The following is a 26805-nucleotide window of genomic DNA, read 5'->3' as shown; positions in this document are numbered from 1 at the left end:
TCAGATGACCCGCTTCACCGCATGGAATGTCTTCTGGCAGGGGATGACCGGCCAGAAGGGCTGGAGCCGTCAGTGGCGCGACCCGGAACCGAAGGCCCATTATGACGTGGTCATCGTCGGTGGCGGGCTGCACGGACTTGCCACCGCCTATTATCTGGCCAAGGCCCATGGGTTGAGGAATATCGCCGTTCTGGAGAAGGGCTGGATCGGCGGCGGCAATGCCGGGCGCAACACCACGATCGTACGGTCGAACTATGCCCAACCCGGCAACCGCGAGTTCTACGAGCATTCGCTGCAGCTCTGGGAAAACCTCAGCCATGAACTGAACTACAACGTGATGTTCTCGCAGCGCTCGCATATCGCGCTGTTGCACAGCCCTGGCGCCATCGACGCGGCAGCACGCAACTACAATACGATGCGGCTGACCGGCACGCCGGATACGGAAATCTGGGATCTGTCCAAGCTGAAGCGCGCGGTGCCTCATCTGAATTATGCGCCCGATGCTCGCTTCCCGATCATGGGCGCGGCCGTGCAGAAACGCGCTGGCACCGCGCGGCACGATGCGGTGGCCTGGGGCTATGCCCGCGCCGCCGATGCACTGGGCGTGGACATTATCCAGAACTGCAAGGTCGACGGAATCGCCCGCGGCGGCGGCCGTATCACCGCGCTGGAGACATCGCGCGGGCGTATCACTGCCGGCAAGGTGGCATTCGCTGTCGCAGGCAGCACCTCGCTTCTGTGGCAGATGGCCGGGCTCGGCCGCCTGCCGATCGAAAGCCACAAATTACAGGCCTTCGTCTCGGAGCCCCTCAAGCCGCTCCTCGATCAGGTCGTGGTCTTCGGCATGGGTGGGGCGCATTTCTACATCTCGCAATCCGACAAGGGCGGCATGGTCTTTGGTGGCGATCTGGACTGGTACAAATCCTATGCCCAACGCGGCAACCTGCCAATCGTGCAGGACGTGGCCGAGGCGGCGATGTCGGTCCTGCCCTGCCTTGGCCGGGTGAAACTTCTCCGCCACTGGTCGGGGGTCGTCGACATGTCGATGGATGGATCGCATTTCATCTGCAAGACCCCCCTCGACAATCTCTACCTGAATGCCGGCTGGAACTATGGCGGGTTCAAGGCCAGCCCCGCCTCGGGCTGGTGGTTCGCCGACCTCATCGCAAACGACCGGCCCGCGCCCATGATCGCGCCCTTCGACCTGAAACGGTTCGAGCGCGGGGTTCAGATCGACGAGCGCGGTGCCGGGCCGGACTGCAAGCTACACGGATAGGACGAGATGCTCAGAATTGCCTGCCCCTTCTGCGGCACCCGCGACCACAGCGAATTCAGCTATGGCGGTGACGGTTCGGTCACCTATCCCGCCCTCGATGCGCCTATGCAGGACTGGCACGACGCGGTCTTCCTGCGCGACAATATCTGCGGGCGGCAGGTCGAGACCTGGCAGCACGTCCATGGCTGCCGCATGTGGCTAATGGTCGAGCGTGATACAATGACCCATGAAATCTTTTCGGTCCGCCCGGCCCATCCAGGGCTGGCCGGTGCGCTGGAGGCTGCGGAATGAGCGCGCGGCGTCTGGACGCTGGCGGCCGGATCGACCGGACTTGCCCCGTCAGCTTTCGTTGGGACGGGCTGACATATCATGGCTTCAACGGCGATACGTTGGCCTCGGCTCTTATGGCGAACGGGCAAACCGTGCTCGGGCGCAGTTTCAAATATCACCGTCCCCGGGGCATCATGTCGGCAGGGGTCGAGGAATCCGGCGCCATCGTCTCGGTCGGAGCCGGCGCGCGGCAGGAGCCGAACGTCAAGGCCACCATGCAGGAGCTTTACGACGGGCTGGAGGCGCGGGGTCAGAACGCCTGGCCGAATGTGCATTTCGATCTCGGCGCGGTGAACGGGCTCTTTGGGCGCTTCTTTTCGGCCGGGTTCTATTACAAGACCTTCATGGGCCTGCCGCCCTTCGAATGGGGTCGCGGCACCGGCCTTTGGATGCAGTACGAAAAACTGATCCGCAAGGCTGCCGGGATGGGCGCGGCCAGCCGCGACGCCGATCCGGATGCCTATGATCACACCCATGCCTTCTGCGATATCCTGGTGGTCGGTTCCGGCCCGGCGGGCCTCAATGCCGCGCTGACGGCGGCCGAGGCAGGTCGCGACGTGATGCTTGTCGAGCAGGATTTCGAGCTTGGCGGCGATTATCTGAACGACCCTGCCGCCGAGGCCGAACGCGCCGAGATGGTGGCGGCGGTAGGTCGCGCGGGCGTACGTATCCTGACCCGTACCACGGCTTTCGGGCTCTATGACTGCGGTGTCGCGGGTTTGGTGGAACGGGTGACGGATCATCTGGCCGCGCCCGACCCGCATCTGCCACGCCAGCGCTTCTGGACCGTGCGCGCGAGCGCGACGGTGCTTGCAACCGGGGCGCTGGAACGCTCGGTTGCCTTTGCGGGCAATGACCGGCCCGGCGTGATGACGGCGTCGGCAGCGCGGAGCTATCTCAACCGCTTTGGTATCCTGCCAGGCCAGCGCGTCGTCATCGCCACAACCAACGATAGCGCCTATGGGGTCGCGGCCGATCTGGCCGCTGCGGGGGGCGAGGTCACGCTGGCCGATGCGCGGGACGAAGTCACATCGGCCCCGGCCGGGGTGGCGATGCGACCGGGGTTGGCACCTCTCTCTACGGTTGGTCGCCGCGGCGTTCAGGGGGTGAGGCTTGCCACCCGTTCCGGCAATGGCTGGTCGCAAGCCGCCCACGAAGAATGCGACCTGCTGCTGGTTTCGGGCGGCTGGTCGCCGGTCGTGAACCTCTCCTCGCACCGGGGCGCGAAGCCTATATGGAACGGCGATCTGGCCTGTTTCCTGGCCGGGCCCACCGACGAGCCCATCCACATGGCGGGTTCTGCCGATGGCGTCTGGAACCGGGAAGATTGCGCGGCCTCTGGCGTTGCGGCGGCCCGGCGGGCGATGGGCGAAGTGGTCGAGGCACCTGCCCCGGGTGGCTGGGTACGTCCGATCCAGCCCGTCTATGAGGTGCGCCTGCCCGGGACCAAGGCGAAGGCCTTCGTCGACCCGCAGCATGACGTAATCGGAGACGATGTGCGACTGGCCCATCAGGAGGGCTTCGTCTCGGTCGAGCATCTGAAGCGTTACACCACGCTCGGCATGGCGACCGACCAGGGCAAAATGGGCAATGTCATCGGCCTTGCCCTGATGGCCGAGGCCCTTGGCCGCGAGGTTCCCGCCGTCGGCACCACCCGGTTCCGCCCGCCCTATACGCCGGTTGCCATCGGCGCGCTGGCGGGCCGCAACGTGGCGGGCCATTTCAAGCCCTTGCGCCGCACGCCGCTGCATGACTGGAATCTCCGCCACGGTGCGACGATGACCGAGGCCGGGCTCTGGCAACGGACCTGGTATTTCGCGCGGGCGGGCGAGACGATCACCGAAGCCTATATTCGCGAGGCCGCGACCGTGCGCCAGACGGTCGGCGTCTGCGATGTCAGCTCACTGGGCAAGATCGCGGTGCAGGGGCCGGATGCGGCGGAGTTCCTGAACCGTGTCTACACCAATGCCTTTGCGAAACTTCCCATCGGTAAAGCGCGCTATGGCATCATGCTGCGCGACGACGGCATCGTCATGGATGACGGCACGACCTGGCGGCTGGGCGAGGCCGATTTCCTGATGACCACGACCACGACCAATGCCGGCAGGGTGATGGTCTGGTTGGAGGAATTGTTGCAGACCCGCTGGCCCTACTTGCGTGTCCATGTCACCTCGGTCACCGACCGCTGGGCAGGCGTCTCGGTCGCAGGACCGAAGGCGCGGGAGACGATTGCGGCCTGCCTGGAACTGGGCACGGATATCTCGACTGAGGCTCTACCCTTCATGGGTGTCGCGCCGGTCACGCTGAAGGGCGGCGTCAAGGGGTTGATCGCCCGGATCAGCTTCTCGGGCGAACAGGCCTATGAACTCTATGTGCCTGCCGATCAGGGCGAGGAGATGATGGACCTCCTTTGGCCCGCCACCGAAAAGTTGGGCGGTTGCCTTTACGGGCTGGAGGCGCTCGGCGCGCTTCGGATCGAAAAGGGCCATGTGACGGGGGCTGAGCTCGATGGCCGCATGACCATCGACGATGCGGGGCTGGGCAAGATGGCGTCGTCAAAGAAGCCCTATATCGGCGCCGCTTTGCGCCAGCGGCCCGAACTGACCCGCGCCGATCGACCACGTCTGGTCGGAATTTTCCCCAAGGACCGCAGCCAGACCTTCAACGGCGGCGCGCTGCTTTGCGCCAAGGGCAGGGTGTCCGGGTTTGGCGAAGGCTGGGTCACAGCGGTTACCCATTCCCCGGCGCTCGGCCACTGGATCGGACTTGGCTACATCGCGGGCGGGCACGAGGCATGGGCAGGCAAATCGGTCACCGCCGCCGATCCGGTGCGCAGGGGCAACGTCGAAGTTGAAATCGTCTCGCCCCACATGTTCGACCCTGAAGGAGTGAGGATGCATGGCTGACGGCATTTCCGCAGTACAAGATCGTCTAATACCGGGCCGCTCGGGCCCGTCCGGCGCCACCGGGGTCCGCATCGCCGAGATTCGCCCCTTCGCCCTGATCCAGTTCGCAGCCTGGCACGACACTCTGGCGCAGACTGCTGGCGAAGCGGCCATGGCCGCGGGCGCAAAGGTCGCACCCGGACCCGGTCGGACAGCCACGGGGGCGCTTGGTGTGCTGCTCCGCGTCGAACCGCTGAAATGGTGGTTGGTCGGCGACGCGGGCGAGGTGCTTTTGCCGGTTGCCGGTTCCGGCGCGGTGCTTGATCTGTCGCGGTCCCGCACCCGGCTTCATATCAGCGGTCCTCAGGCCGCCCGGCTTCTGAACCATGTGCTGCCGCTCGACTTGTCAGCCGCGGCTTTCCCTGAAGGCTCCGTCGCCTCCACCGCATTTCACCATGTCGGCGTGACGCTCTGGCGCGATCGGGATGGCTTCACCCTCTTCCTGCCGCGCAGCTTCGCGGCCTCGCTTTTCGAGATCCTGACCGCAAGTGCTACGCAATACGGGTTGGAGATCGCCTGAACCATAGCTTCGCCATCCAAGGGAGGGCCCCAAGATGAAACCGCACATGCCGCTAGACGACCTGCTCGATGCACTCGCCCGCAATGCCGCCCTGCCGGATGAACTGGCCGAGGCGACGCCGCCGCAGATCTATACCTCCCCCGAATTCCTCGAAATGGAACTGGACGAGATATTCAACCACGAATGGTTCTGCGTTGGGCGCGAGGACGAGTACGAGAACCCCGGCGATTATCGCGCCACCATGATCGGCCGTGATCCGGTGATCGTCCTGCGCGATCGTGATGGCACATTGCGCGCAATGTCCAATATTTGCCGGCACCGTATGGCGACGCTTCTGGAGGGCACGGGCAACATCAAGGGTCGCATCAGCTGCCCCTATCACGCCTGGACCTACAATCTCGATGGGCAGCTGATCGGCGCGGCATATATGCGCGACAATTTCGACAAGAAGCAGGTCTGCCTGCCGCAGTTCAAGGTCGAGGTTTGGCAGGGCTGGGTCTATGTCTCCCTCGACCCCGAGGCCGTCCCGCTCGCCCCGAGGCTGGCGAAATTGTCGGAACGGTTGGAGAATTATCAGCTGCCCAAATACCGGACCCTTTTCCGGGCCGAGGAAATATGGGACACCAACTGGAAGATCCTCGTCCAGAACTTCACTGAGGGCTACCACCTCTTTGTCGCCCATGCCCAGACGATCGAACCGGCGATGCCCACAAAGCTCGCCAACGCGATGCATGGCGGGGACGGGTTCAGCCTGTACGAGCAGGGCCGCGTACCCGGAAAATCCTATGAACGCAACTCCGACATGGTGGTCGACAACCCGGCCCTGACCGAGGAGGAGCGGAACAAGGCGGTCCTGTCGGCGATCTTCCCCTGCCACGTCTTCTCGGTCGTGGCCGAACGCACCTTCTGGCTGTCGCTGCAACCCTATGGCACCGACAGGGTCAAAGTTTTCTGGGGCGCGGACGCCTATCCCGGTGCCGTGCCAGACGATTCGGAGGAACGCGCCGCCTATGCCGCCGAACTCAAGGCAGGCTTCGACCGTATCAATGATGAGGACAAGCCGATTATCGGCGGTATCGTGAAGAATGCCGGGGCGCTGGCGGCTGCGCCAGGGCGTCTTTCGCCGAAGGAACGGACCGTCTGGTATTTCCAGCAATACCTCGCACGGACACTCTGCCGGAATCGTCCGGGGCATTGTAGCGGAACTATGGCTTGAGTTCCCCTTACCGCACTGACGTCATGCCATGCGCACGATCTCGGCGGTGCCGAGGGCGATGCGGATGTGGATCTCAGCGGTCTGGCGTTCGGGGTCTCTTGCGGCGATGCCTTCGCCGAATGCCTTGAGGCAGCGCATCTTTGCCTCAATCCGGCTGCGGGCATGGGATCCCGTCCAGCGCTTCCAGAATGCCCGGCCGAAGGATCGGGTGGCGCGCAAGGTATCGTTACGGACGCGTGCCGCGGGGCAGTCCTCTTTCCACAGTCGTCCGCTCTTGCGGATCGGGATGATCGGGACCGCGTCACGCTCGATGATGGCGCTGTTCCGATGCAATATTCCAGGGCCATACGGTTCGCCCGAGTTTCAGGCGGCCTATGAGGCGGCGCTGGAAGGGCGGCGCACACCGCGCACGACGGCGACCCGGGGAACGCTCTGGTTCCCGAGCTTGCCGCGGAACTCGCATTCGTGCCGTCCGATCGGCTCCTGTTCCTGACCCATACCGGAGATCGGCCGTACAAGCCCGAAACGCTTGGCAACTGGTTTCGCGACCAATGCACGGCAGCGGGTGTTCCTGGATCAGCGCACGGGCTGCGGAAGGCGAGCGCCACAAGGCTCGCAGACAACGAGGCAACGCCGGACGAAATCCGGGGCTTCCTCGGCCACAAGACCAACAAGCAGGGATCGACTTACACTGACAAGGCAGATCGCGGGCGGCTTGCCGACAACGCGCTCGCCAAGGTGTCCAACCTGTCCGATAAGTTGGACAAGAAGGGCGGAAAAATTCATGGATAACAATGTTTTGGGGATAGCCATGGCAGCCCGTAGGGGAGTCGAACCCCTCTTTTCAGGTTGAAAACCTGACGTCCTAACCGATAGACGAACGGGCCGCGCTTGGCGTGGGGCGGTGTTTAGGCCAGGCGCCGGTGACTCGCAAGAGGTAATTTCGAGCTGTCCGGCGATTTTTTTGGATACCTTGAATCAAGGGCTTGCGGCATCTTCCAACCGCAGCTGGACCGACGTGCGACCCTGCCATTGATTCAGCTCCAGCCGCCCCGCGACATGGATGCGCCTGCCGCCGTGGGCCTCCAGAAATGGGCCAAGCGGGGTATCGTAGGCGCCGAATGCGATCGCTTCGAGCCGCGCCGAAAGCCCGTCCGAAAGCGTCAGGCGCAGATGCGCCTCGCCCACGCGGCGGCTGAAGGTGATTTCGACTGAGGGGAAAGCGAAGCGCGGCGCAGGGGCCGCCTGGCCGAAGGGACCGGCGCGCTCAAGCGCCTCGACCAGCTCGAAGTTTGCCGCGCCGGGCATCAGAAGCCCGTCCAGGCGCAAATCCGATGGGCCCGGCGTCGCCGCGCCCTGCCGCGACAGCAGATCGGACAGGCGCGCCATCGCCGCCTCCAGCCGATCGCGATGAACGGTCAGGCCCGCAGCCATCGGATGCCCGCCACCCTTGACCAGCAGCCCCTCGGCCGCGACGCGCTGGACCGATGCGCCGAGGTCAACCCCGGTGACCGAGCGGCCAGAGCCCTTGCCCTCGTCCCCGCTCAGCCCGATGACCACGGCGGGACGGTTCGCGGCCTCCTTCAGGCGCGCGGCGACGATGCCGACGACCCCCGGATGCCAGCCCTCGCCCGCGGCCCAGACGAGGGGCGCATCAAGGCCGCGCGCCTCGGCTTGGGCAAGGGCGGCGTCACGCACGCGATTCTCGATCTCGCGCCGCTCGGTGTTGAGCGTGTCGAGCCGTTCCGCCAGGGCCTGCGCCTCATGGGGGTCTGTCGTCGCCAAGAGACGCGCGCCGAGGTCGGCCGCGCCGATCCGACCGCCGGCGTTGATCCGCGGCCCCAGAAGGTAGCCCAGGTGATAGGGCGTCGGCGCCTGGTCCATCCGGGCGACATCGGCCAGCGCCCGCAGGCCAAGACGTTCCCTGCGGGCAAGGACCTTCAGCCCCTGGCGCACGAAGGCCCGGTTCACCCCGACAAGTGGGGCCACATCCGCAACCGTCGCCAGTGCGACGAGGTCCAGAAGCGCCATCAGGTCGGGTCCGCTCTCACCCGCCTCGCGCATCAGCCGGTTGGCCTCGACCAGCATCAGGAACACCACCGAGGCCGCGCAAAGATGCGACAAGGCCCCGGTCTCGTCCTGCCGGTTCGGGTTGACGACGGCAAGCGCGGGGGGGAGCGTCTCGCCCCCCAAGTGGTGATCCAGGATCACGACATCGGCGCCCCGTGCAGCGGCCACCGCCTCATGGCTGAGCGTGCCACAGTCGACGCAGACGATCAGGTCATGCGCCCCGGCAAGACGCTCCATCGCCGGGGCGTTCGGGCCATAGCCCTCGTCGATCCTGTCGGGAACGTAAAGCGTGGCCGGCCGTCCCAGCGCGCGCAGCCAAGTGAACAGGAGGGCCGCCGAAGCCCCGCCATCGACGTCGTAATCCGCGAAGACGGCGATGCGTTCGCGCCCCTTTACGGCGCGTATTACCCGCCCCGCAGCTACTCCCATGTCCTTGAGCGAACGCGGGTCCGGCAGCAGGTCGCGCAACTGCGGCTCCAGGAAACCGGCGGCCTCCGCGGCCGTGACGCCCCGCGCGGCGAGGATGCGGCACAGCGGCAGCGGCAGCGCGGTTTCCTGCGCCATGCCCTCCGCCAGCCGGTCGGCCTCGGCCGAGGGGCCGATCCATTTGCGCCCCGTCGCGGACCGCTCAACCCCGAGAAAGGCGCTCATGCCATATTCGCCCCCGGCGGCGCCCATCCGGGGCGCCACCCCTCTTCTTCATTGCCGAAATACCCCGGGGGTGCGGGGGCAGCGCCCCCGCTGCCGCGACCGCGGCCCGCGCTCACTTGATCGGGTTGCGGTATATCATCCGGCGGACAGAGCCGGTCTTGGACCGCATCAGGATGGTTTCGGTCTGGATGAACTGCGGCTCGCGCCTGACGCCCTGCAGGATCGATCCGTTCGTCACCCCGGTGGCGGCGAAGATCACGTCGCTCGTCACCATGTCGTCGCGGGCATAGACGCGATTGAGATCGGTGATTCCGGCCTTGCCTGCACGGCCGCGCTCGTCATCGTTGCGGAACAGGAGCCGCCCCCAAATCTGCCCGCCCATGCATTTGAGCGCCGAGGCCGCTAGCACGCCTTCCGGTGCGCCGCCCGAGCCCATGTACATGTCGATGCCCGTGATCTCGCTTTCGGCGCAGTGGATGACCCCGGCCACGTCGCCATCGGTGATCAGGCGGATCGCCGCGCCGGTCCCCCGCACCTCGGCGATCATCGCCTCGTGCCGGGGGCGCTCAAGGATGCAAACGGTGATGTCGGTGGGCTTGCAATGCTTGGCCTTGGCCAGTTCCACGACCCGTTCGGTCGGGCTCATGTCGAGGGTCACGACGTTCTTGGGCAGGCCGGGGCCGACGGCAAGCTTGTCCATGTAGACGTCGGGCGCATGCAGAAGGGTGCCGCGCGGCGCCATCGCGATCACGGTCAGCGCGTTGGGCATGTCCTTGGCGGTCAGCGTCGTGCCTTCCAGCGGATCAAGTGCGATATCCACCTCGGGGCCGTGGCCGGTGCCCACCTTCTCGCCGATGTAAAGCATCGGGGCCTCGTCGCGCTCGCCCTCGCCGATGACCACGGTTCCGGCGATGTCGAGCAGGTTCAACTGGTCGCGCATCGCGTTGACCGCAGCCTGGTCCGCGGCCTTTTCGTCGCCGCGGCCGATCAGCCGGGCCGAGGCATGCGCGGCGGCCTCGCTCACGCGGGCAAGCCCGAGCGAGAGCATGCGATCCTTGAATTCCTTGACGTCGGCCATTGTCTGTCCCTGCGTGAATTGCTGTTCGTTGCATCTAGCCCCTCGTGCCGAGGTGCCGCAAGGGGCAAGCCGGTACGGGGGGCGTGATGCGGGGCACCGCCCCGCAAGGGGGGCGGGCAAAGGGGGCGGATCTCCGGCCTAGACGCTTTCGATCCGGATCGCGACCGGATCACCCTCCACCACGCCGGTCGCGGGCAGCCGCGACAATGCGTGGTCGATCGCGTCGCGCGTGGTGCGATGCGTCACCACCAGCACCGGCGCGGTCGGATCTTCGTGCCCGTACTGGCGCATCCGGTTGATGGAGATCCCGGCGTCGCCAAGGATAGACGCGACCTTCGCCAGCGCGCCCGGCTTGTCCGACAGCGCCATGCGCAGATAGAAGGGCGCGGGCGCCGCGGCCTTGGCCGGGATCGCCTCCGCCAGCGTCGCGGCGGGCTGGCCGAAGGTCGAGACCCGGCAACCCCGCGCGATGTCGATCACGTCGGCCATGACCGCGCTGGCCGTCGGCCCCTGGCCAGCGCCCGCGCCGCGCAGGACGATCTGGCCGACGCTGTCGCCTTCGAGGACGACCATGTTGGTGCCGCCCTGCAACTGCCCCAGCGGGCTGTCGGCGGGGACGAGGCAGGGCGACATGCTTTGTTCCAGCCCCCGCCCGGTCATCTGGGCGACGCCCAGAAGCTTGATGCGGTACCCCATGTCGGCGGCACGGCGGATGTCGTCGATGGACACGCGTCCGATCCCCTCAAGCTCGACCGCGTCGAAGGCGACGCGGGTGCCGAATGCGATCGCGGCCAGAAGGCTCAGCTTGTGGCCCGCGTCGATGCCGCCCACGTCGAGGTTCGGGTCGGCCTCAAGGTAGCCCAGCTGGCGCGCCTCCTCGAACACCTGCTCATAGGGCAGGCCGGAGCTTTCCATCCGGGTCAGGATGTAGTTGCAGGTCCCGTTCATGACGCCCATGACTCGGCGGATCTCATTCCCGGCGAGGCCCTCGGTCAGGGCCTTGACGACCGGGATGCCGCCCGCGACGGCGGCCTCAAACCGGATCACCCGGCCCGCCGCCTCGGCGGCTTCGGCCAGCGCCTGGCCGTGAAGGGCCAGAAGCGCCTTGTTTGCCGTCACAACGTCCTTGCCCGCTGCAATCGCCGCCTCGGTCGAGGCCTTGGCAGGGCCGTTGTCGCCGCCCATGACCTCGACGAAGACATCGACATCGTCGCGGCGCGCCAAGGCGACCGGATCGCTTTCCCAGGCATAACCCGAGAGGTCCGCGTCCCGGTTGCGGCTGCGGTCGCGCGCCGAAACGGCCGTGATCGCGATGGGGCGTCCCGCGCGGCGCGCGAGCATCTCGGCATGGGCCTGGACGATCTTCACGACCCCGATGCCGACGGTGCCAAGGCCGGCGATGCCAAGACGCAGCGGTTCGGACATGGAGAGCTCCTGGATATCATGCGTTCCGGCGGGTGTTAGCGCGTTGCGGCCGGGCTTGCAACGCGCCCGGCAGGCTCGGCGCAGGGTTTTAGCCGCCCCCGGCCGCCAGTGCCGCCGCACTGGCCCTGAGCGCCGCCGCTTCGGCCTCTAGCGCCGCGGCCGTCGCGTTGGCATCAAGCGTCGTCGTCGGAGGCAAAAGCTCGGAGAGCGGGAGAAGCTCGGGATAGGGCGCGCGGGCTGTCTGAGTCCTGTCGGGGCCCGGTGCGCAGGCGGCAAGGATGAGGGCCGGGACGATAAGAAGGGCGGGTCGCATGAAGCCTCCGTTGCGCGCGTGCCAGGATATTACGGCGGGGTGGGAGGCGCAAGTTCGGGACAAGCTTCGGGGATTGTATTGAACGGGCGTTCAGATACTCTGGCCCCATGGCACGCAAACCTGGCTCCCGTTCCGACATCACCGGCCCGCGCATCCGCGCGGCGGCGCGGCGCCTGTTTGCCCGCCACGGCTTTGCCGCCGTGTCGATGCGCCAGATCGCGGCCGAGGTCGGCGTTCAGGCAGGGGCGCTATACCTTTACACCCCCGACAAGGAGACGATGCTGGTCGATCTCCTCAAGGATCACATGGACGAGTTGATCGTGGCTTGGGATGCGGCAGCCCCTGGCGGCGGGCCGCTGGAGCGGCTGCAGGCCTTCGTGCGGTTCCACATCGCCTTCAACCTCGACCACGCTGATGCGGTGTTCCTGTCCTACATGGAGCTTCGCAACCTCGGCCCCGAAAACTTCGCGGTGATCGAGGGCCTCCGGCGTGACTATGAAAACCGGCTGGAGGCCATCCTGACCGCAGGGCAGGGCACGGGCCTTTTCGCGGTGCCCGACACCAAGCTGGCCACCATGGCGATCATCGCGATGCTGAACGGCGTCAACACCTGGTATCGCGAGGGCGGGCGGCTGAGCCGCGCCGCCGTGGGCGATATCTATTGGGACATGGTCCGCAAGGCCGTCGCGGCGTGAAACCGGTTTGGCGCAACGCCCCGTCCTAGCGCCGTGTGCGCGACCGGAGGTAGGTTCGTCATCAGGCCGCGCTTTGCTCGATCAGCCATTGGCGGACCGCGCGGACGGCCTTGCGGCGTCCCGCCCGGCGGTTGACGGTGAGATAGTAGCCGCCGAAGGGGATCTCGACCGGGGACAGTTCCACCAGCGCGCCCGACAGGCGTTCGGGCTCGCACAGGTTCCGGTCCATCAGCACCGCGCCAAGCCCGGACACCGCCGACTGAATAGCTAGAATCGCGCTGAGCGGATGCGGCAGCTCAAGCTTCGGAACATCGCGCAGTCCGGCCTTCGCGAACCAATCGGGCCAAAAGCGAAAGGTGGCTTCTTCGATCAGCGGACCAGCCGCCAGGGCGGCCAGGTCCAGTTCCCCGTTTCGCATCGGCGCAAATCCGGGCGCGGCGTAGGCCCGGACACGAGAGGGAAGAAGCAGCTCGGTCCCGGCCGGTGGTTCGGACCGCAGGTATCGCAGGCCCATGTCGAAATCGTGGGCCTCGATGTCCATGATTTCAGTCGTGACCGAGAGCCTCAGGGTGATGCCGGGATGGCGCGCTTTCAGTTTGCCAAGCCGGGGCACCAGCCACTTCTGGGCGATGGTGTTTTCGGTCGTCAGGGAAACGGTCCCCTCGGGCGGTACTGACAGGGCCTCGGTCGCCAGTGCAATCCGGTCCAGCGCCGGAGTGATCTCGGCAAGATAGGCGCGGCCGGTTTCGGTCAGGGCAACGCCCGTGTTCTCAGCGCGAAACAGATGGACGTTCAGACGCTGCTCAAGCCCGCGCACATGGCGGGAGATCGCGGAATGGGTGACGTTCAGCTAGGCCGCGGCCCGCGTGAAGCTGCCGAGCCTGCCCGCCGCCTCGAAGGCGCGCAGGGCATTGAGCGGAGGGAGGGACCTGGGCATTCCGTATTGTGATTTTTTGGAACAATGGATGTCAAGGAACGGCGTTTGAGGACCGCAGGCCACCTGATGCACCCTGTCGGGGAGCCAGAAGCGGAGGCAACCATGACCGTGTTCGACGACCACAAGCCAGGCGCGCCCTGCAAGCCAGCCGCGCCCCGCGTTTCCAGCCGGCGTGAAAACGATATGGGCTGGTGGAGATACCTGGTGCGGATCCTGGCGCCGCAGGCCGACGCGGCCCGGCTAAGCCCAAGGCTGCGCCGGGATGCCGGGATCAACGACCAGGAACTGGAACAGGCGAAGGCGGCCAAGGCGCCGCTGATCCGCTAGGACGGCACGCGCGTCGATCGGATCACGCTGCCGTCCCGAGGGGCGCTCTGCGCTCAGTGCGCGGGCCTGATGAACGTCCCGTTCCTCAGGTCCGACATCGCCTGCGCGATCTCGGCCTTGGTGTTCATGACGATCGGCCCGTGCCAGGCGACCGGCTCCTCGATCGGGGCGCCGGAGATCAGGAGGAAGCGCACCCCGTGATCGCCCGCCTGTACTGTCACCTCATCGCCTGTGCCGAAGCGGATGAGCGTGCGGTTGCCCGACATGTCGCGGATGTTGACCTCCTCGCCCATCACCTCTTTTTCCAGCAACACGCCTTGGGGGCGGGAGGCGTCGGCGAAGCGCCCCGACCCTTCGAAGACATAGGCGAAAGCGCGGCGGTAGGTGTCGATCTTGAAGGTCTTGCGCACGCCCGCAGGGACCGAGATGTCGAGGTATTGCGGATCGGCGGCGATCCCGTCCACGGGGCCGGTCTTGCCCCAGAACGAGCCCACGACGACGCGGACCACGGTTCCGTCGTCATCGGTGATCTCCGGGATCTCGGCCGACTTCACGTCCTGGTAGCGCGGCGCGGTCATCTTGAGCCGCGACGGGAGGTTGGCCCAAAGCTGGAACCCGTGCATCTGCCCCTTGGCGTTCCCGAGCGGCATTTCCTGGTGCATGATTCCGGAACCGGCGGTCATCCATTGCACGTCACCCGCGCCGAGGCGCCCCCGGTTGCCCAGGCTGTCGCCATGTTCAACGGTGCCTGCCAGCACATAGGTGATCGTCTCGATCCCCCGGTGCGGGTGCCAGGGGAAGCCGCGCAGGTAGTCCTCGGGCCGTTCGTTGCGGAAGTCGTCGAACAGCAGGAAGGGGTCAAGCTCGCTCGGGTCGCGGAAGCCGAAGGCGCGGTGCAGCTTCACGCCCGCGCCCTCCATCGTGGGCATGGCGTTTCGGGATTCGAGGACGGGACGGATCGACATGGCAGCTCTCCTGTTCGCTTGGGGCGAATATAGGGGCTTTTCACCCGGTCGCGAGTCCCGGCTCCGCTGCCGCGGGTTCACACAAAACGTTTGCGGATGCACAGCCGTGAGGGGAGCGATGCACAGAACGCTCAGATCCCGCTGACGTCAGGTGCGACCTCGGCCAAGGCAAGCGCCTGGCCCTCAAGCACGATCTGGCTGGCAAAGCGCGGGCGGGTGGTGATGAAGTTGTTGAAGGGCGTATCGTTCAGGCCGATGCGGAAGAACGGCTCGTAGGTCGTCGAGGTTTCCACCACGATCACGGTGTCGCCCGCCGGCAGGACGGGGATGCGGAAGGCCTCGCTCACGATCGACTCGTCTGTCTGGGGGGCATGCCCCCCCGTCGCGCGCGACCACACGGTTCTGTAGGCGCCCGCATCCACGTCCCAGTAGACCGAGCTGACGCGGATCCAGTTCGATCCGCGCGACATCGACAAGTAGTCGAAGATATCGGCCATCCGGTTGATGTAGGCCGTGTCGATCTCCGCCGTCTCGCGCGAGATCAGGTCGGAGATCGCATAGGCCGCCTTCTGGCTCGCGTTTTTCTCGCGGAAGGCGTCGAAATACTGGTAGGCGGCCAGGTACCACCAGAAAAGCAGGGGCGTGATGAGGACGGCCTCGACCGGGGCGGTGCCGCGTTCGCCACGCAGAAAGCGGCGGGGGAATTGGCGAAGAAGGCGCATCATGGTCATGTCAGGTCCCCGGGCGTGGTTCGTTGACGAATGCAGTGGAAGAGATCAGCGCGTAGTCGCCGCTGCCGTCCTTTGCCAGGTGAAGCCCGAGCCCCGTCGTGGGCATCAGCGGCTTGACCTTGGCGCAGGCCCTGACCAGCATCAGTTCGTCGCTTGTCCCGTCATCGAACTCTGTCACCGGCTGAACGGGGGCATCGCGATCGACGCAGGTCGCGCCGGTGTCGAAGGGCGTCCAGCTGTCTTTCGGGATGGGCCGCAGCTCCAGCAGAACACTCGTCTCGCAATCGTTGATGAAGGCGGAATAGCCGCAGAGCCGCGACAGGATCGTGGCATGCGTGGGGTTCGTGACACGGCCAAGCCGCAGATCGCGCACGGTCATGTCGAGCGCCCGCTCCAGCATCACATGGCGCATCATCACGAAGCCCAGTTCCATCGACGACAGCACGAAGGCCATGAAGACAGGAACGAAAAGCACGAAGGGGATGGTCACCGCGCCGCGCTCTTCGCGCAGGAAGCTGCGGAACCACTTGGCGGGCGCAAGGGGGAGCGTGGTCGTCATTCCGTCAACCTCAGCTTGCTGATGGAGCTTGCGATGCCGGCGAAGGCGTCGGCGATCTGAAGCCCGGAGACCGAATAGAAATGCGCAGGCGAGGACGCGCAGGCCTTGAGCAGGTTGAGCCCCCGCGTCGGCGCCTCAAAGCCGATGGTGAAGACCTTGATGCCCTCATCCTTGGCGGCCGAGCAGATGTCGTTCGTGCGCGCGTCCTTCTCGCTGGCGATATAGATATTGGCCGTGGGGCTCGCGGTCCTGGAGGCGCGCCACTGGTCGCGCACGGTGTTGTCGTAGATGGGGGCGATGATCCGGTCAGCAAACCAGTTGATCGACATGGTCGCCCAGACGCTTGGCCAGGACATTTGCACCGCGTCGCCGGGATCGGTCGGAAGGTCGCCGTAGGGCACTGCCCGCCACTGCCTGAGCTTGAGCGAATAGTACTGCCCCGTATTCGGATCAAAGAGCGAATACTGGTCCAAAGTGGCGGGCTTGCCCGCATAGATCGGGTCGGTGTTGCGCCACAGAAGGCTGGGTCCGTGGTCGTGGCTGTCGCGCAGGCGGTACTCGGTGGTGTTTTCGCCATCGGTCATGATCACCACGACCTTGAGCGTGCTGGTGTCCGAATAATCGGCGGGGCGGCCGTCGAACTGCTGGTAGACCGCGCTGTTCGCGATCATCTGCGTCACGCCATATTGCATTGAGGGATCGACCAGCGCCGCGCCCCATTTCATGCCGATGTCGATCGAGGTGTTCCCCGAAGCCGTGAGCGCGTCGATATAGTTCTTGAGCACGTCGCGGTCGCCCGAGAACGGTAGGATGCCGCGGCTCGTCTCGGTCGGGCAGTTGGTCAGCGACAGGGGAGCGCTGGTGTAGAAGGGGTCGAAATGCCCGTTGCGCTGATAGACGCGGTCGGTCAGGCCCAAGGGATCGCCCACCGGCGTCGATTTCGGTGACATGGTGGTCGTCTTGTAATCGGCCGCGTCGAATTCGATGCAGTGAGAGGACGCATGTTCGTCCGTCAGGTTGAAGTAGCCCGCAAAGCCGGCACCAAGGCTGACCTGGGTCGAGTAGGGGATGATCGACATCGACAGGCGTCCCGCCTCCACGGTCGAGAAGACCTGGTCGACAAAGGCCTTGGCCGCGGGCTTCAGGTTGGTCAGGCGGCTGTTGGAGTTCATCGAGCCCGAAACGTCGAGCACGAGCGAGATCTCCACCATGCTGACGCGTTCCTCCGCCGCGCCAAGGGCGGGCGCGGTGAGTGTCGGCGTGCCGACCATGCGCATGAACATCGTCGGCACGCCCTGGCGGACATTGACCTTGACCGAGCGCCACTCGTTCGAGTTGCCGGTATTCGCAACGATCTCATCGTCCAGCGGCGGGGTGAGGCCGGACTTGGTGAAGTAGTCCTTGACCACGTCCTTGGGGGGCAGCGTCTGGTTCAGGTCCGCCGCCGCCAGAACCGACCTGTCGAGTGTATTCTGAAGCCGGGTGCGCTTTTCCTCGAAATACATGACGTCAAGCGCGACCCCGGCAAGGATCAGCATGCAAAGGAAGCAGAACAGGCCCAGCACCACGAGGCTCCCCCGTTCGCCTGCCGCGAAGGCCGCGATGCGCCGGGCGAGGGCGCCGTCTCTGACAAAGTGGCTAAGGGCGTCTTTGCGGGCGCAGCCCGGGGAGTCGCTCAGGGGGCTCAAAAAGGCAGGAGACTTGAACATCAGGACCAGCCCATACTCGTTAACAAAACAACAACACGCTTTCAGCAGGCAGGCGAATTGGGGCCGAAATGTGGCTGATGCCAAGCGGGGCCTGGTAACGGGGCCAGAACGGGTGAAATTGCCGTCCTCAGCGTAAATCGTTTCCAAATTCCCACCTTCAGGGCGAAGGGAAGGACCGATTCCCTTGGCCGCCGGGTCTCCCGACCCTTTCGGTGCCACGCGGCTGTGCTATCAATTGCCCAACGCGCCGATGTCAGGAGATCCCATGTCTATCCCGCAGGAGCCGAGTTTTCGCAAGTCCGTCGATCTGATGTTCAATCGCGCGGTGGCGCTGATGGACCTCAGCCCCGGGCTGGAAGAGAAGATCCGCGTCTGCAACTCTACCTACACCGTGCGGTTCGGCGTGCGCCTGCGCGGCAAGATCGAGACCTTCGTCGGTTATCGGTCGGTGCATTCCGAGCATATGGAACCGGTCAAGGGAGGCATCCGCTACGCCACCTCCGTCACCCAGGACGAGGTGGAGGCGCTTGCCGCGCTGATGACCTACAAATGCGCGCTGGTTGAAACGCCCTTCGGCGGCTCCAAGGGCGGGCTATGCATCGACCCGCTGCAATGGAGCGAACATGAGCTTGAGCAGATCACGCGCCGCTTCGCCTATGAGTTGATCAAGCGCGACCTCATCAATCCCGCGCAGAATGTGCCGGCGCCGGACATGGGCACCAGCGAACGGGAAATGGCCTGGATCGCGGATCAGTATGCGCGGATGAACACCACCGACATCAACGCGCGCGCCTGCGTGACCGGCAAGCCGACGCAGGCGGGCGGCATCCAGGGGCGGGTGGAGGCGACGGGCCGGGGCGTGCAATACGCGCTGCGCGAGTTCTTCCGCCACCCCGAGGACCGGGCGATGGCGGGGCTTTCGGGCACGCTCGCGGGCAAGAGGGTCGTCGTCCAGGGCCTGGGCAACGTGGGCTATCACGCGGCGAAGTTCCTGGTAGGCGAGGACCGCGCGATCGTGACCGCGATCATCGAGCGGGACGGCGCCCTGGTGCGGGACGAGGGCCTCGATGTCGAGGCGGTCAAGCTGTGGATGAACCGGCATCAGACCATCCGGGGATACCCGGATGCCGCGCTGATCGAGGACGGCAGCAGCATTCTGGAAAAGGACTGCGACATCCTGATCCCCGCCGCGCACGAAGGGGTGATCCATCTGGGCAACGCCGAGCGGATCCGGGCGCCCCTGATCATCGAGGCCGCCAACGGCCCGATCACCTTCGGCGCCGACGAGGTGCTGCGCGACAAGGGCACCGTCATCATCCCCGACATGTACGCCAACGCCGGCGGCGTGACGGTGTCCTATTTCGAATGGGTCAAGAACCTCTCGCATATCCGCTTCGGCCGGATGCAGCGACGGGCGGAGGAAGCCCGGTCGCGCCTGATCGTGGAGGAACTGGAGCGGCTGTCGGCGGACCGGGGACTTGGATGGGAACTCGCCCCGGACTTCAAGGAGCGGTTCCTGCGCGGCTCGGACGAGCTTGAACTGGTCCGCTCGGGCCTCGACGACACGATGCGCGCCGCCTACCAGGCCATGCGGGAGATCTGGCACGCCCGCCCCGATGTCCACGACCTCAGGGTCGCGGCCTATATCGTGGCGATCAGCCGCGTCGCGGCGACCTACCGCTCCAAGGGTCTGTGAGAGGGTGCATTTCCCCGGGATAAGAGATTCGGATGCCAAGGCACGCGCCCGCTGGTTCGCCACGCGCGGGCTCGTCGCGGGCGCGAGTAGACCGCAAATTGTCTCAATTTGAAAGGGAAGCCGCAATGTGGTGGGGGTATTGTCCCCATCTTCGACCCAATTTGCCCGGTTGTATCGCTTTTGTAGTGAGACGCCCCGATTTCTCCTGCGGCCGCCACGGTGCAATCCTGAAATCGACAAAATTTAGCCCGATTTATTTCGCTTAGTCGGAGTGATCTGGGTGCCGTCTTGATCAGGCGGGTTTTGGGAGTCGTCTCATGCTGCCACTTCGTCTTGTCAGCGCATGCAAGACATTCCTGCGCCGCGACAGGGGCGCTGCGACGATCGAGGTGATCCTCTGGCTGCCCTTCCTGCTTGGGTTCTTCTCGTTGATGGTCGACATCTCGATGATCTTCAACAACCAGTCGCGGATCATGCGGATCATCCAGGACGGGAACCGCAACTACTCCATCCGGCGCCTGACGAACGAAACGGAGACGCAAAACTACGTCCTCGGGCGGGTGGCCTCGATCAGCGGTGCCGCGACGGCGACGACGACCAATGTCGCGGGGCTGATCACGACGACGGTGACGGTGCCGCTGTCCGACCTCGATCTTCTTGGTATCGCCTATTTGTTCAAAAGCCGCTGGGGCGTGACCGCCGACCAGCTTGATGAAGGATTCAGCCAATGAAACCGGCATTCCTGACCAGATTGGCGCGGGCCGCGACGGGTCGCGCGAAGCGTGAAGAGGGCGCTATCACCGTCCTGAGCCTCCAGCTGCTGATCGTGAGCATGATCCTCGGCGGGTTTGCGGTCGATGTCGGCCATGGGTTCCAGACCTATACGCAACTTCAGGCGACCGCCGATTCCGCCGCGCACGCCGCCCTTCTGACGCGCGAGTGGTACTCTGCCGATACGGCCAAGACCACGGCGATCAAGGTCGCGACGAACATGATGCCGACCTCGCGCTACGGCGACGTGCTCAAGCCCGACGACATCATCTTCGGGGACTGGGATGCCGACAAGAAAACCTTCACCGCGAACGCGCTTTCCAAGAAGGCCGTCTTCGTCTCGACGCGGCGCTATGAGCAGAACAGCAACGGGCTTTCGACGATCTTCCTGCGGCTTGCGGGCCAGGATAACCTGGACATCGCGTCGGGGTCTGTCTGGGAAACCTACTATTCCAACTGCTTCCGCGAAGGGATCGTCGCGGCCGAAATCGTCGACACCCAAAGCAACAACAGCTACGAACCGGGCTACTGCATCCACGCCCAGCAACATGTGGAGATCAACTCCAACAACGTCTTCAAGTCGGGTGTCATCGTCTCCATGCCGGACAAGAGCGACGTCGTGATCCCGGATTCCGGCTACGAACAGAACACGGGCCTGCGCGAGGCGCTGCGCGATGCGTCTTACGCGCTTCGCATCCTGACCAGGATCGACAATATCAAGCAGGGTTTGCTCGATCCGATGGATGCGAAATTCGGGATCATGAACCCGGATTCCCCCTACTACCGCAGCTACATCACGAGCAAGCTCGTCAACAAGATCAACGGCATGGGCAAGACCGAGCTCAACCAAGCGGACTTCAAGAAGAACCAGGTCAACTACATCGACTGCAAGAATGACAACCAGCACAAGCAGCTAAAGGGCGACTGGCTCCGCCAGATGGCCGTCGTCACCGACTGCCGGATCCAGTTCGGCACGGACCTTGGCGAGGGTGCCTCGCTTGAGGATGTGGTCTTTCTGAACACCAACGTCGATGACAAATCCTTCTATGGCCGCGCGGGCGTGCGCTTTGGCAAGGATGATGACTGCAAGCCCGGTGGAGACGTGCAGATCGTGACCAAGGGCGGAATCGATCTCGCCTCTGGCATTCGGGTCTACGGCAGCCAGTTCATCGCGGCGGGCGATATCTATGCGACCGCCAACGCCGACGGCATCGAGGGCGCCAGCTTCGTCGCTGGCGGCGTGGCGAGCATCACCTCGAACGGCGCTTTCGGCTTCTGTGGCGGGGCTGGGATGGGCAACAACTTCGAAGCCCCCTATTTCCGGATGGTCCTCTAGGCGGACCCGCGCGACGACCCGGCGCAGGGGCGGCGGGTCGCAGTGTTCCCAGACGTTTCCAAGGGGCCGCGCGTTTGCGCGGCCTCTTCATTTTACCGCCTTCATCCGTATGCGACATGATTTGTCGTAAAGCTTTTGGAAACCGTCTGGCGGAAGGCATCATTGCTCCTTAGGCTCTCGGAGTGGGCTAAGCGGAGGCGGTGATGCGATATTCGGGGTTCAGGGTCTTCGCCGAGGGACTGGGCGGCAACAAGGGCTGGAAACCGGCCTGGCGCGATCCCGATCCGAAACCGGAATACGATATCGTCATCATCGGCGGCGGCGGGCACGGCCTGTCGACGGCCTATTACCTGGCGAAGAACCACGGGCTGACGAATATCGCGGTTCTGGAAAAGGGCTACCTCGGCGGTGGCAACGTCGGGCGCAACACCACGATCGTGCGCGCGAACTACTTCCTGCCCGGCAACCAGGAATTCTATTCCCACTCCCTGAAGCTGTGGGAGGGGCTGGAGGGCGAGCTCAACTACAACGTCATGCATTCGCAGCGCGGGCTGATCAACCTGTTCCACTCCGACGGCCAGCGCGATGCCTTTGCCCGGCGCGGCAACGCCATGATCAACCAAGGCGACGACGCGGAGCTTCTGGACCGCGAGGGGGTGCGCCGGCATCTGCCCTACCTTGACTATGAGCAGACGCGCTTCCCGATCTACGGCGGGCTTCTGCACCGCCGCGGCGGCTCGGCGCGCCACGACGCGGTGGCCTGGGGTTATGCCCGCGGCGCCGACCGGCGCGGCGTGGACCTGATCCAGAACTGCGAGGTCACGGGGATCGACATCGAGAACGGCCGCGTCACCGGCGTCCAGACCACGCGCGGTGCGATCCGTGCGAAGAAGGTCGGCATCATCGTCGCCGGCCGCTCGGGCCAGGTCGCGGCGATGGCGGGCATGCGCCTTCCGGTCGAAAGCCATATCCTACAGGCCTTCGTGACCGAGGGGCTGAAGCCGGTGATCGACCATGTCGTCAGCTTCGGGATGGGGCACTTCTACATCAGCCAGTCCGACAAGGGCGGGCTCGTCTTCGGGGGCGATCTGGATTTCTACGCCTCTTACGCCGCGCGGGGAAACCTGCCGATGGTCGAACATGTGATGGAGGCGGGCATGACGCTGATGCCGATGATTGGCAAGGCCAAGGTGCTGCGCAGCTGGGGCGGCATCATGGACATGACCCCCGACGGCTCGCCCATCATCGACAAGACCCATGTCGACGGGCTTTTCATCGACTGCGGCTGGAACTACGGCGGCTTCAAGGCCGTGCCGGCCTCCGGCTGGTGCATGGCGCATCTGATGGCCACGGGCGAGCCGCACGAGGTTGCCCGCCACTTCCGCCTTGACCGTTTCGTGACCGGCCACCTCATGGATGAGGAAGGCACCGGGTCGCAGCACAACCTGCACTGAGGGAGGATATCATGCGCATCACCTGCCCCCTGTGCGGCACCCGCGACCGGCGTGAATTCTACTACTACGGCGATGCGGTCTATGCCGACCGCCCGGCCGGGGGCGCGGCCCCCGCGGCCTGGGACGACTACCTGCACCTGCGCGATAACCCGGCCGGGGAGACGCGCGATCTTTGGTATCACGAAGCGGGCTGCTCGGCCTGGATCGAGGTGACGCGCAACACCGTCACCCATGCGATCCTTTCGACCCGCCTTGTCGCCGAACGCGGCGGAACGGACGGGGCCGCGCCGAAACCGCGCACGAAAGGAAAGTCGGCATGAGGATCGCGGGCAAGGGCCTGATCGACCGGGGCGCGAGCGTCGGCTTCCGCTTCGACGGGCGCGAACATGTGGGCTTTGCGGGCGACACGCTCGCCTCGGCGCTGCTGGCGGGGGGCAACCGGCTTTTCGGCCGGTCGTTCAAGTATCACCGTCCGCGCGGCGTCATGACCGCCGGTTCGGAGGAGCCGAACGCGCTCGTGACCGTGGGCCTCGGCGCGGGCGCGGTGCCGAACGTCCGTGCGACCATGCAGGAGATCTTTCCGGGGCTGGAGGCGAAAAGCCAGAACCGCTGGCCCTCGCTGGCCTTCGACGTGATGCAGGTCAACGACCTGATGGCGCCCTTCTTCGGTGCCGGCTTCTACTACAAGACCTTCATGTGGCCGCGCGCCTTCTGGGAGCGGGTGTATGAGCCGCTGATCCGTCGGGCGGCCGGGCTCGGGGCGCTTTCGGGCAAGCACAACGATGAAGCCTATGAAAAGGCCTTCGCTTTCTGCGACCTCCTGGTGATCGGATCGGGACCGGCCGGGCTGATGGCGGCGCTGACGGCCGCACGGTCGGGCGCCGACGTGATCCTGGCGGAAGAGGACGCCCGCATGGGCGGCCGCCTGCTGGCCGAGGTCGAGGAGATCGGTGGCAAGCCCGCGCATCTTTGGGCGGATGATGTCCTGGCCGAGCTTGCCGCAATGCCCAACGTGCGGCTGATGTCCCGCACGAGCGTGACCGGGGCCTATGACGACGGCACCTATGGCGCGTTGGAGCGGGTGGGGTTGCACCTGCCGAAGGCGCCCGCGGAATTGCCGCGCGAATGCTTCTGGCGCATCGTTGCCCGCCGCGCGGTCCTTGCCACTGGCGCGCATGAACGCCAGATCGCCTTCCCGATGAACGACCGGCCCGGTGTGATGACCGCGGGCGCGGTCCGCGCCTACTTGAACCGCTGGGGCGTGGCGGGGGGACGCCGCGTGGCCATCTTCGCCAACAATGACGATGCGCATCGTACCGCGCGCGATCTTGTCGCCGCCGGGGTCGAGGTCGCCGCCCTGATCGACACGCGCGAGGACGCGCCGCAGCCCGCGGGGTATCGCCTGATCGCGGGGGGCCAGGTCACCGGCACCCGTGGGCGTCTGGGCCTGCGGGAGATCACCGTCGCCACCGCCTCCGGCGAGGAGCGGATCGAGGCCGACTGTCTGGCCGTGTCAGGCGGTTGGAACCCGGCGCTGCACCTGACCTGCCACATGAACGGCCGCCCTTCCTGGGACGAGACGCTGGCGGCCTTCGTGCCGAAGCCGGGCATGATCCCCGGCCTGACGGCCTGCGGCGCGGCGGCGGGCGTCATGACGACGGCGGGCGCGCTGGCGGGCGGTCGCCAGGCGGCCGAGGCGGCGCTCGCCGATCTAGGGATCGAGGCGCGGGCGATCGACTTGCCGCAGGCCGAAAACGGCGGCGCGCGCATCACCGCGTTCTGGGAGGTAACGGGCGCCAAGGGCCGCGCCTGGCTCGACTTCGCCAATGACGTGACGACGAAGGACGTGCGGCTGGCGGCGCAGGAAAATTTCCGCTCGGTCGAGCACATGAAGCGCTATACCACGCAGGGCATGGCGCCGGACCAGGGCAAGAACTCCAACATCGCGGCGCTGGCGGTGCTGGCCGACGCGACGGGGCGCGGCATCCCCGAAACCGGCACGACGACTTTCCGCCCGCCCTATGTTCCCGTCTCCATCGCCGCGCTGGGCGCGGGCGGGCAGGGCGTGGGCTTCGCACCGCAACGCTTCCTTACCTCGCACAAGGCCAGCACCGAACGCGGCGCGCCGATGATCGAGGCGGGGTTGTGGTATCGCCCCTCCTACTTCCCGCGACCGGGCGAAAAGACCTGGCGCGAGTCCTGCGACCGCGAGGTCATGGCGGTGCGCGAGGCGGTGGGGGTCTGCGATGTCTCGACCCTCGGCAAGATCGACATTCAGGGCAAGGACGCCGCCCGCTTCCTCGATTTCGTCTACACCAACACCTTCTCCACCCTGCCGGTGGGGCGGGTGCGCTACGGGCTGATGCTGCGCGAAGACGGGCTAGTGCTGGACGACGGCACCACCGCGAGGCTGGGCGAAAACCACTACCTGATGACCACGACGACCGCAGCGGCGGGCTTGGTCATGCGCCATCTGGAATTCGTGCATCAGGCGCATTGCCCCGACTGGGACCTGCGCATGATTTCGGTCACGGAGCACTGGGCGCAGTTCGCGGTCGCCGGTCCCAAGGCGCGGGATCTGCTCAACTCCATGCTGTTGGAGCCGCTGGACGAGGCCGCCTTCCCCTTCATGGGCTGCGGCGAGATCGAGATCCGCGGCGTGCCCGCCCGGCTCTACCGCATCTCCTTCTCGGGCGAGGCGGGGTATGAGATCGCCGTGCCCGCCCGTTTTGGCGAGGGGCTTTTCCGCGATCTGGTCGCCCGGGCCGAAAGCATGGGCGGTGCCGCCTACGGGATGGAGGCGCTGAACGTCCTTCGGATCGAGAAGGGCTTCATCACCCATGCGGAGATCCACGGCCGCACCACCGCCTTCGACGTTGGCCTCCAGGGCATGGTGTCGAAGAAGAAGGACTGCATCGGCAAGGGCGCCAGCGAACGGCCGGGCCTGTCGGGGCCGGAGCGGGAGCAGCTTGTGGGCCTGCGTCCGGTCCTGCCCGCGAAGGGCTTCGGTGCCGGGGCGCATCTTTTCAACAAGGATGCCAAGCCCGTGTCGGCCAACGATCAGGGCTATGTCACCTCGGTCTGCTGGTCGCCGACGCTGAAGACGCATCTCGGCCTCGCCTTCCTGCGAAACGGCCGCGCGCGGCAGGGGGAGACGGTACGCCTGGTCGATCACCTGCGCGGCACCGACATCCTGTGCGAAGTGGTCAACCCTGTGTTCTTCGACCCCGAGGGAGGGCGCGCCCGTGGCTAGGCTCATCGAAAAGACCCCGTGCGAGGCGCTGCTTCCCGTGACCTGCGGCGCGCTCTCGCTGCGCGAGGTGGTCGGCGACCGGATCACGTCGGTCGCGCCCTTCCGGGGGCAGGCGACGAAACTGGCGGCGGCGCTGAAGAAGCTTGGCCTGTCCTGGCCCGAACCCAACAGCGCGAACGCCAAGAACGGGGCGTCCATCGTCTGGACGGGGCGCGACCAGGCCTTCCTGATCGGCGCCGATCCGGACAGCCTTGCGGGCCATGCCGCGCTGACCGACCAGTCTGACGGCTGGGCGCGGATACGGCTTGAGGGTCCGGGCGCGGCGGACGTTCTGGCCCGTCTTGTCCCCGTTGACCTGCGCGGCTTCGAGCCCGGCCAGGCGCTGCGCTCGCAGCTCGGGCACATGATGATGGTGCTGACGGCCCCGGCGCCGGGCGCGTTCGAGATCATGGTGTTCCGCTCCATGGCCACGACGGCGGTGCATGAGCTTCACCATGCGATGAAGGCATTCGCGGCCCGGTCTGCGGTCTGACCCTTGCCCATCCGCG

The 26805-nt window shown here is 65.8% G+C and carries 24 protein-coding genes, 1 tRNA gene and 1 pseudogene; 15 read left to right on the top strand and 11 right to left on the bottom strand.

The window, feature by feature from the left end; genetic code table 11:
* Positions 1–4 precede the first annotated feature (4 nt).
* The 5 genes from OE647_RS07425 to OE647_RS07405 are packed head-to-tail and all read left to right on the top strand — an operon-like array spanning position 5 to position 6287.
* Positions 5–1276: a sarcosine oxidase subunit beta family protein gene (locus OE647_RS07425; RefSeq protein ID WP_263721083.1), complete on the top strand. Its 1272-nt coding sequence runs from the start codon at positions 5–7 to the stop codon at positions 1274–1276.
* A gap of 6 nt (positions 1277–1282) precedes the next feature.
* Positions 1283–1567 carry a sarcosine oxidase subunit delta gene (locus OE647_RS07420; RefSeq protein ID WP_263721082.1) on the top strand — a complete coding sequence of 95 codons (285 nt, stop codon included), beginning with the start codon at positions 1283–1285 and terminating at the stop codon, positions 1565–1567.
* Positions 1564–4512, top strand: coding sequence for a sarcosine oxidase subunit alpha family protein (locus tag OE647_RS07415; RefSeq protein ID WP_263721081.1), 2949 nt, complete (start codon positions 1564–1566; stop codon positions 4510–4512). Before OE647_RS07420 ends, OE647_RS07415 begins: the two co-directional genes overlap by 4 nt.
* The gene (locus tag OE647_RS07410; RefSeq protein ID WP_263721080.1) at positions 4505–5071 is read left to right on the top strand and encodes a sarcosine oxidase subunit gamma; all 567 of its coding nucleotides are present in this window, start codon (positions 4505–4507) and stop codon (positions 5069–5071) included. The genes OE647_RS07415 and OE647_RS07410 overlap by 8 nt, the downstream gene beginning before the upstream one ends.
* Before the next feature lie 34 nt (positions 5072–5105).
* Complete coding sequence (locus OE647_RS07405; RefSeq protein WP_263721079.1) at positions 5106–6287, top strand: aromatic ring-hydroxylating oxygenase subunit alpha; 1182 nt, start codon at positions 5106–5108, stop codon at positions 6285–6287.
* A 21-nt stretch (positions 6288–6308) separates the two neighbouring features.
* Here OE647_RS07405 and OE647_RS07400 read toward each other — a convergent pair.
* A pseudogene (locus tag OE647_RS07400) lies at positions 6309–6611 on the bottom strand (IS5/IS1182 family transposase); the annotation flags it as partial.
* Between the two features lie 141 nt (positions 6612–6752).
* Between OE647_RS07400 and OE647_RS07395 the strand changes: the two are divergent.
* Positions 6753–7079, top strand: a complete 327-nt coding sequence (locus OE647_RS07395; RefSeq protein WP_263721078.1) for a tyrosine-type recombinase/integrase — start codon at positions 6753–6755, stop codon at positions 7077–7079.
* 20 nt (positions 7080–7099) lie between these two features.
* Here the strand turns inward: OE647_RS07395 and OE647_RS07390 are convergent.
* The 5 genes from OE647_RS07390 to OE647_RS07370 form a co-directional block, all read right to left on the bottom strand.
* Positions 7100–7174 (bottom strand) — tRNA-Glu (locus OE647_RS07390).
* Between the two features lie 91 nt (positions 7175–7265).
* Positions 7266–9008: a single-stranded-DNA-specific exonuclease RecJ gene (gene recJ / locus OE647_RS07385; RefSeq protein ID WP_263721077.1), complete on the bottom strand. Its 1743-nt coding sequence runs from the start codon at positions 9006–9008 to the stop codon at positions 7266–7268.
* Between the two features lie 112 nt (positions 9009–9120).
* Entirely contained in the window at positions 9121–10086 is a 966-nt protein-coding gene (gene glpX / locus OE647_RS07380) for a class II fructose-bisphosphatase (RefSeq protein WP_263721076.1), read from the bottom strand.
* Between the two features lie 138 nt (positions 10087–10224).
* Entirely contained in the window at positions 10225–11511 is a 1287-nt protein-coding gene (locus OE647_RS07375; RefSeq protein ID WP_263721075.1) for a homoserine dehydrogenase, read from the bottom strand.
* An 88-nt stretch (positions 11512–11599) separates the two neighbouring features.
* Positions 11600–11824, bottom strand: coding sequence for a hypothetical protein (locus OE647_RS07370; protein WP_263721074.1), 225 nt, complete (start codon positions 11822–11824; stop codon positions 11600–11602).
* Positions 11825–11931: 107 nt separating this feature from the next.
* On the opposite strand from OE647_RS07370, the gene OE647_RS07365 reads away from it, so the two are divergent.
* Entirely contained in the window at positions 11932–12519 is a 588-nt protein-coding gene (locus OE647_RS07365) for a TetR/AcrR family transcriptional regulator (protein WP_263721073.1), read from the top strand.
* A 61-nt stretch (positions 12520–12580) separates the two neighbouring features.
* On the opposite strand, the gene OE647_RS07360 is transcribed toward OE647_RS07365, so the two are convergent.
* On the bottom strand, positions 12581–13369 hold the full coding sequence (locus OE647_RS07360; protein ID WP_263721104.1) for a LysR substrate-binding domain-containing protein: 789 nt from the start codon (positions 13367–13369) through the stop codon (positions 12581–12583).
* Between the two features lie 189 nt (positions 13370–13558).
* Here OE647_RS07360 and OE647_RS07355 point away from each other — a divergent pair, with 189 nt between their 5' ends.
* Positions 13559–13783 carry a hypothetical protein gene (locus OE647_RS07355; RefSeq protein ID WP_263721072.1) on the top strand — a complete coding sequence of 75 codons (225 nt, stop codon included), beginning with the start codon at positions 13559–13561 and terminating at the stop codon, positions 13781–13783.
* A gap of 53 nt (positions 13784–13836) precedes the next feature.
* Here OE647_RS07355 and OE647_RS07350 read toward each other — a convergent pair whose 3' ends face one another.
* From OE647_RS07350 to OE647_RS07335, 4 genes are all read right to left on the bottom strand, one after another.
* Positions 13837–14748 (bottom strand): pirin family protein, encoded by a 912-nt coding sequence (locus tag OE647_RS07350; RefSeq protein WP_263721071.1) that lies wholly within the window; start codon positions 14746–14748, stop codon positions 13837–13839.
* Positions 14749–14879: 131 nt separating this feature from the next.
* Positions 14880–15479, bottom strand: coding sequence for a TadE/TadG family type IV pilus assembly protein (locus tag OE647_RS07345; protein ID WP_263721070.1), 600 nt, complete (start codon positions 15477–15479; stop codon positions 14880–14882).
* 1 nt (position 15480) lies between these two features.
* Positions 15481–16038, bottom strand: coding sequence for a TadE/TadG family type IV pilus assembly protein (locus OE647_RS07340; protein WP_263721069.1), 558 nt, complete (start codon positions 16036–16038; stop codon positions 15481–15483).
* Positions 16035–17603, bottom strand: a complete 1569-nt coding sequence (locus OE647_RS07335; RefSeq protein ID WP_263721068.1) for a Tad domain-containing protein — start codon at positions 17601–17603, stop codon at positions 16035–16037. Before OE647_RS07335 ends, OE647_RS07340 begins: the two co-directional genes overlap by 4 nt.
* A 409-nt stretch (positions 17604–18012) precedes the next feature.
* Between OE647_RS07335 and OE647_RS07330 the strand changes: the two genes are divergently transcribed.
* From OE647_RS07330 to OE647_RS07300, 7 genes are all read left to right on the top strand, one after another.
* On the top strand, positions 18013–19443 hold the full coding sequence (locus OE647_RS07330) for a Glu/Leu/Phe/Val family dehydrogenase (protein ID WP_263721067.1): 1431 nt from the start codon (positions 18013–18015) through the stop codon (positions 19441–19443).
* A 317-nt stretch (positions 19444–19760) separates the two neighbouring features.
* Complete coding sequence (locus OE647_RS07325) at positions 19761–20174, top strand: TadE/TadG family type IV pilus assembly protein (RefSeq protein ID WP_263721066.1); 414 nt, start codon at positions 19761–19763, stop codon at positions 20172–20174.
* Complete coding sequence (locus OE647_RS07320; RefSeq protein ID WP_263721065.1) at positions 20171–21550, top strand: pilus assembly protein TadG-related protein; 1380 nt, start codon at positions 20171–20173, stop codon at positions 21548–21550. The genes OE647_RS07325 and OE647_RS07320 overlap by 4 nt, the downstream gene beginning before the upstream one ends.
* A 203-nt stretch (positions 21551–21753) precedes the next feature.
* Positions 21754–23004 (top strand): sarcosine oxidase subunit beta family protein, encoded by a 1251-nt coding sequence (locus tag OE647_RS07315; protein WP_263721064.1) that lies wholly within the window; start codon positions 21754–21756, stop codon positions 23002–23004.
* An 11-nt stretch (positions 23005–23015) separates the two neighbouring features.
* On the top strand, positions 23016–23324 hold the full coding sequence (locus OE647_RS07310) for a sarcosine oxidase subunit delta (RefSeq protein WP_263721063.1): 309 nt from the start codon (positions 23016–23018) through the stop codon (positions 23322–23324).
* Positions 23321–26257 carry a sarcosine oxidase subunit alpha family protein gene (locus OE647_RS07305; protein ID WP_263721062.1) on the top strand — a complete coding sequence of 979 codons (2937 nt, stop codon included), beginning with the start codon at positions 23321–23323 and terminating at the stop codon, positions 26255–26257. The genes OE647_RS07310 and OE647_RS07305 overlap by 4 nt, the downstream gene beginning before the upstream one ends.
* Positions 26250–26789, top strand: a complete 540-nt coding sequence (locus OE647_RS07300; protein WP_263721061.1) for a sarcosine oxidase subunit gamma — start codon at positions 26250–26252, stop codon at positions 26787–26789. Before OE647_RS07305 ends, OE647_RS07300 begins: the two co-directional genes overlap by 8 nt.
* The last annotated feature ends 16 nt before the right edge of the window (positions 26790–26805 follow it).

Origin of the sequence: Albidovulum sediminicola, from assembly GCF_025751575.1 — a bacterium.
Classification (GTDB): Bacteria; Pseudomonadota; Alphaproteobacteria; order Rhodobacterales; family Rhodobacteraceae; genus Albidovulum; species Albidovulum sediminicola.
This window is presented reverse-complemented; position numbering and strand designations above follow the sequence as displayed.

Excerpts from the sequence above, each read along its gene's own strand:
- OE647_RS07305 (WP_263721062.1), top strand. The coding sequence starts at position 23,321 with ATGAGGATCGCGGGCAAGGGCCTGATCGACCGGGGCGCGAGCGTCGGC.
- OE647_RS07405 (WP_263721079.1), top strand. The coding sequence starts at position 5,106 with ATGAAACCGCACATGCCGCTAGACGACCTGCTCGATGCACTCGCCCGC.
- OE647_RS07315 (WP_263721064.1), top strand. The coding sequence starts at position 21,754 with ATGCGATATTCGGGGTTCAGGGTCTTCGCCGAGGGACTGGGCGGCAAC.
- OE647_RS07310 (WP_263721063.1), top strand. The coding sequence starts at position 23,016 with ATGCGCATCACCTGCCCCCTGTGCGGCACCCGCGACCGGCGTGAATTC.
- glpX (WP_263721076.1), bottom strand. The coding sequence starts at position 10,086 with ATGGCCGACGTCAAGGAATTCAAGGATCGCATGCTCTCGCTCGGGCTT.
- OE647_RS07330 (WP_263721067.1), top strand. The coding sequence starts at position 18,013 with ATGTCTATCCCGCAGGAGCCGAGTTTTCGCAAGTCCGTCGATCTGATG.
- recJ (WP_263721077.1), bottom strand. The coding sequence starts at position 9,008 with ATGAGCGCCTTTCTCGGGGTTGAGCGGTCCGCGACGGGGCGCAAATGG.
- OE647_RS07425 (WP_263721083.1), top strand. The coding sequence starts at position 5 with ATGACCCGCTTCACCGCATGGAATGTCTTCTGGCAGGGGATGACCGGC.
- OE647_RS07420 (WP_263721082.1), top strand. The coding sequence starts at position 1,283 with ATGCTCAGAATTGCCTGCCCCTTCTGCGGCACCCGCGACCACAGCGAA.
- OE647_RS07410 (WP_263721080.1), top strand. The coding sequence starts at position 4,505 with ATGGCTGACGGCATTTCCGCAGTACAAGATCGTCTAATACCGGGCCGC.
- OE647_RS07350 (WP_263721071.1), bottom strand. The coding sequence starts at position 14,748 with ATGTCGATCCGTCCCGTCCTCGAATCCCGAAACGCCATGCCCACGATG.
- OE647_RS07415 (WP_263721081.1), top strand. The coding sequence starts at position 1,564 with ATGAGCGCGCGGCGTCTGGACGCTGGCGGCCGGATCGACCGGACTTGC.
- OE647_RS07375 (WP_263721075.1), bottom strand. The coding sequence starts at position 11,511 with ATGTCCGAACCGCTGCGTCTTGGCATCGCCGGCCTTGGCACCGTCGGC.
- OE647_RS07355 (WP_263721072.1), top strand. The coding sequence starts at position 13,559 with ATGACCGTGTTCGACGACCACAAGCCAGGCGCGCCCTGCAAGCCAGCC.
- OE647_RS07340 (WP_263721069.1), bottom strand. The coding sequence starts at position 16,038 with ATGACGACCACGCTCCCCCTTGCGCCCGCCAAGTGGTTCCGCAGCTTC.
- OE647_RS07345 (WP_263721070.1), bottom strand. The coding sequence starts at position 15,479 with ATGACCATGATGCGCCTTCTTCGCCAATTCCCCCGCCGCTTTCTGCGT.
- OE647_RS07365 (WP_263721073.1), top strand. The coding sequence starts at position 11,932 with ATGGCACGCAAACCTGGCTCCCGTTCCGACATCACCGGCCCGCGCATC.
- OE647_RS07325 (WP_263721066.1), top strand. The coding sequence starts at position 19,761 with ATGCTGCCACTTCGTCTTGTCAGCGCATGCAAGACATTCCTGCGCCGC.
- OE647_RS07320 (WP_263721065.1), top strand. The coding sequence starts at position 20,171 with ATGAAACCGGCATTCCTGACCAGATTGGCGCGGGCCGCGACGGGTCGC.
- OE647_RS07370 (WP_263721074.1), bottom strand. The coding sequence starts at position 11,824 with ATGCGACCCGCCCTTCTTATCGTCCCGGCCCTCATCCTTGCCGCCTGC.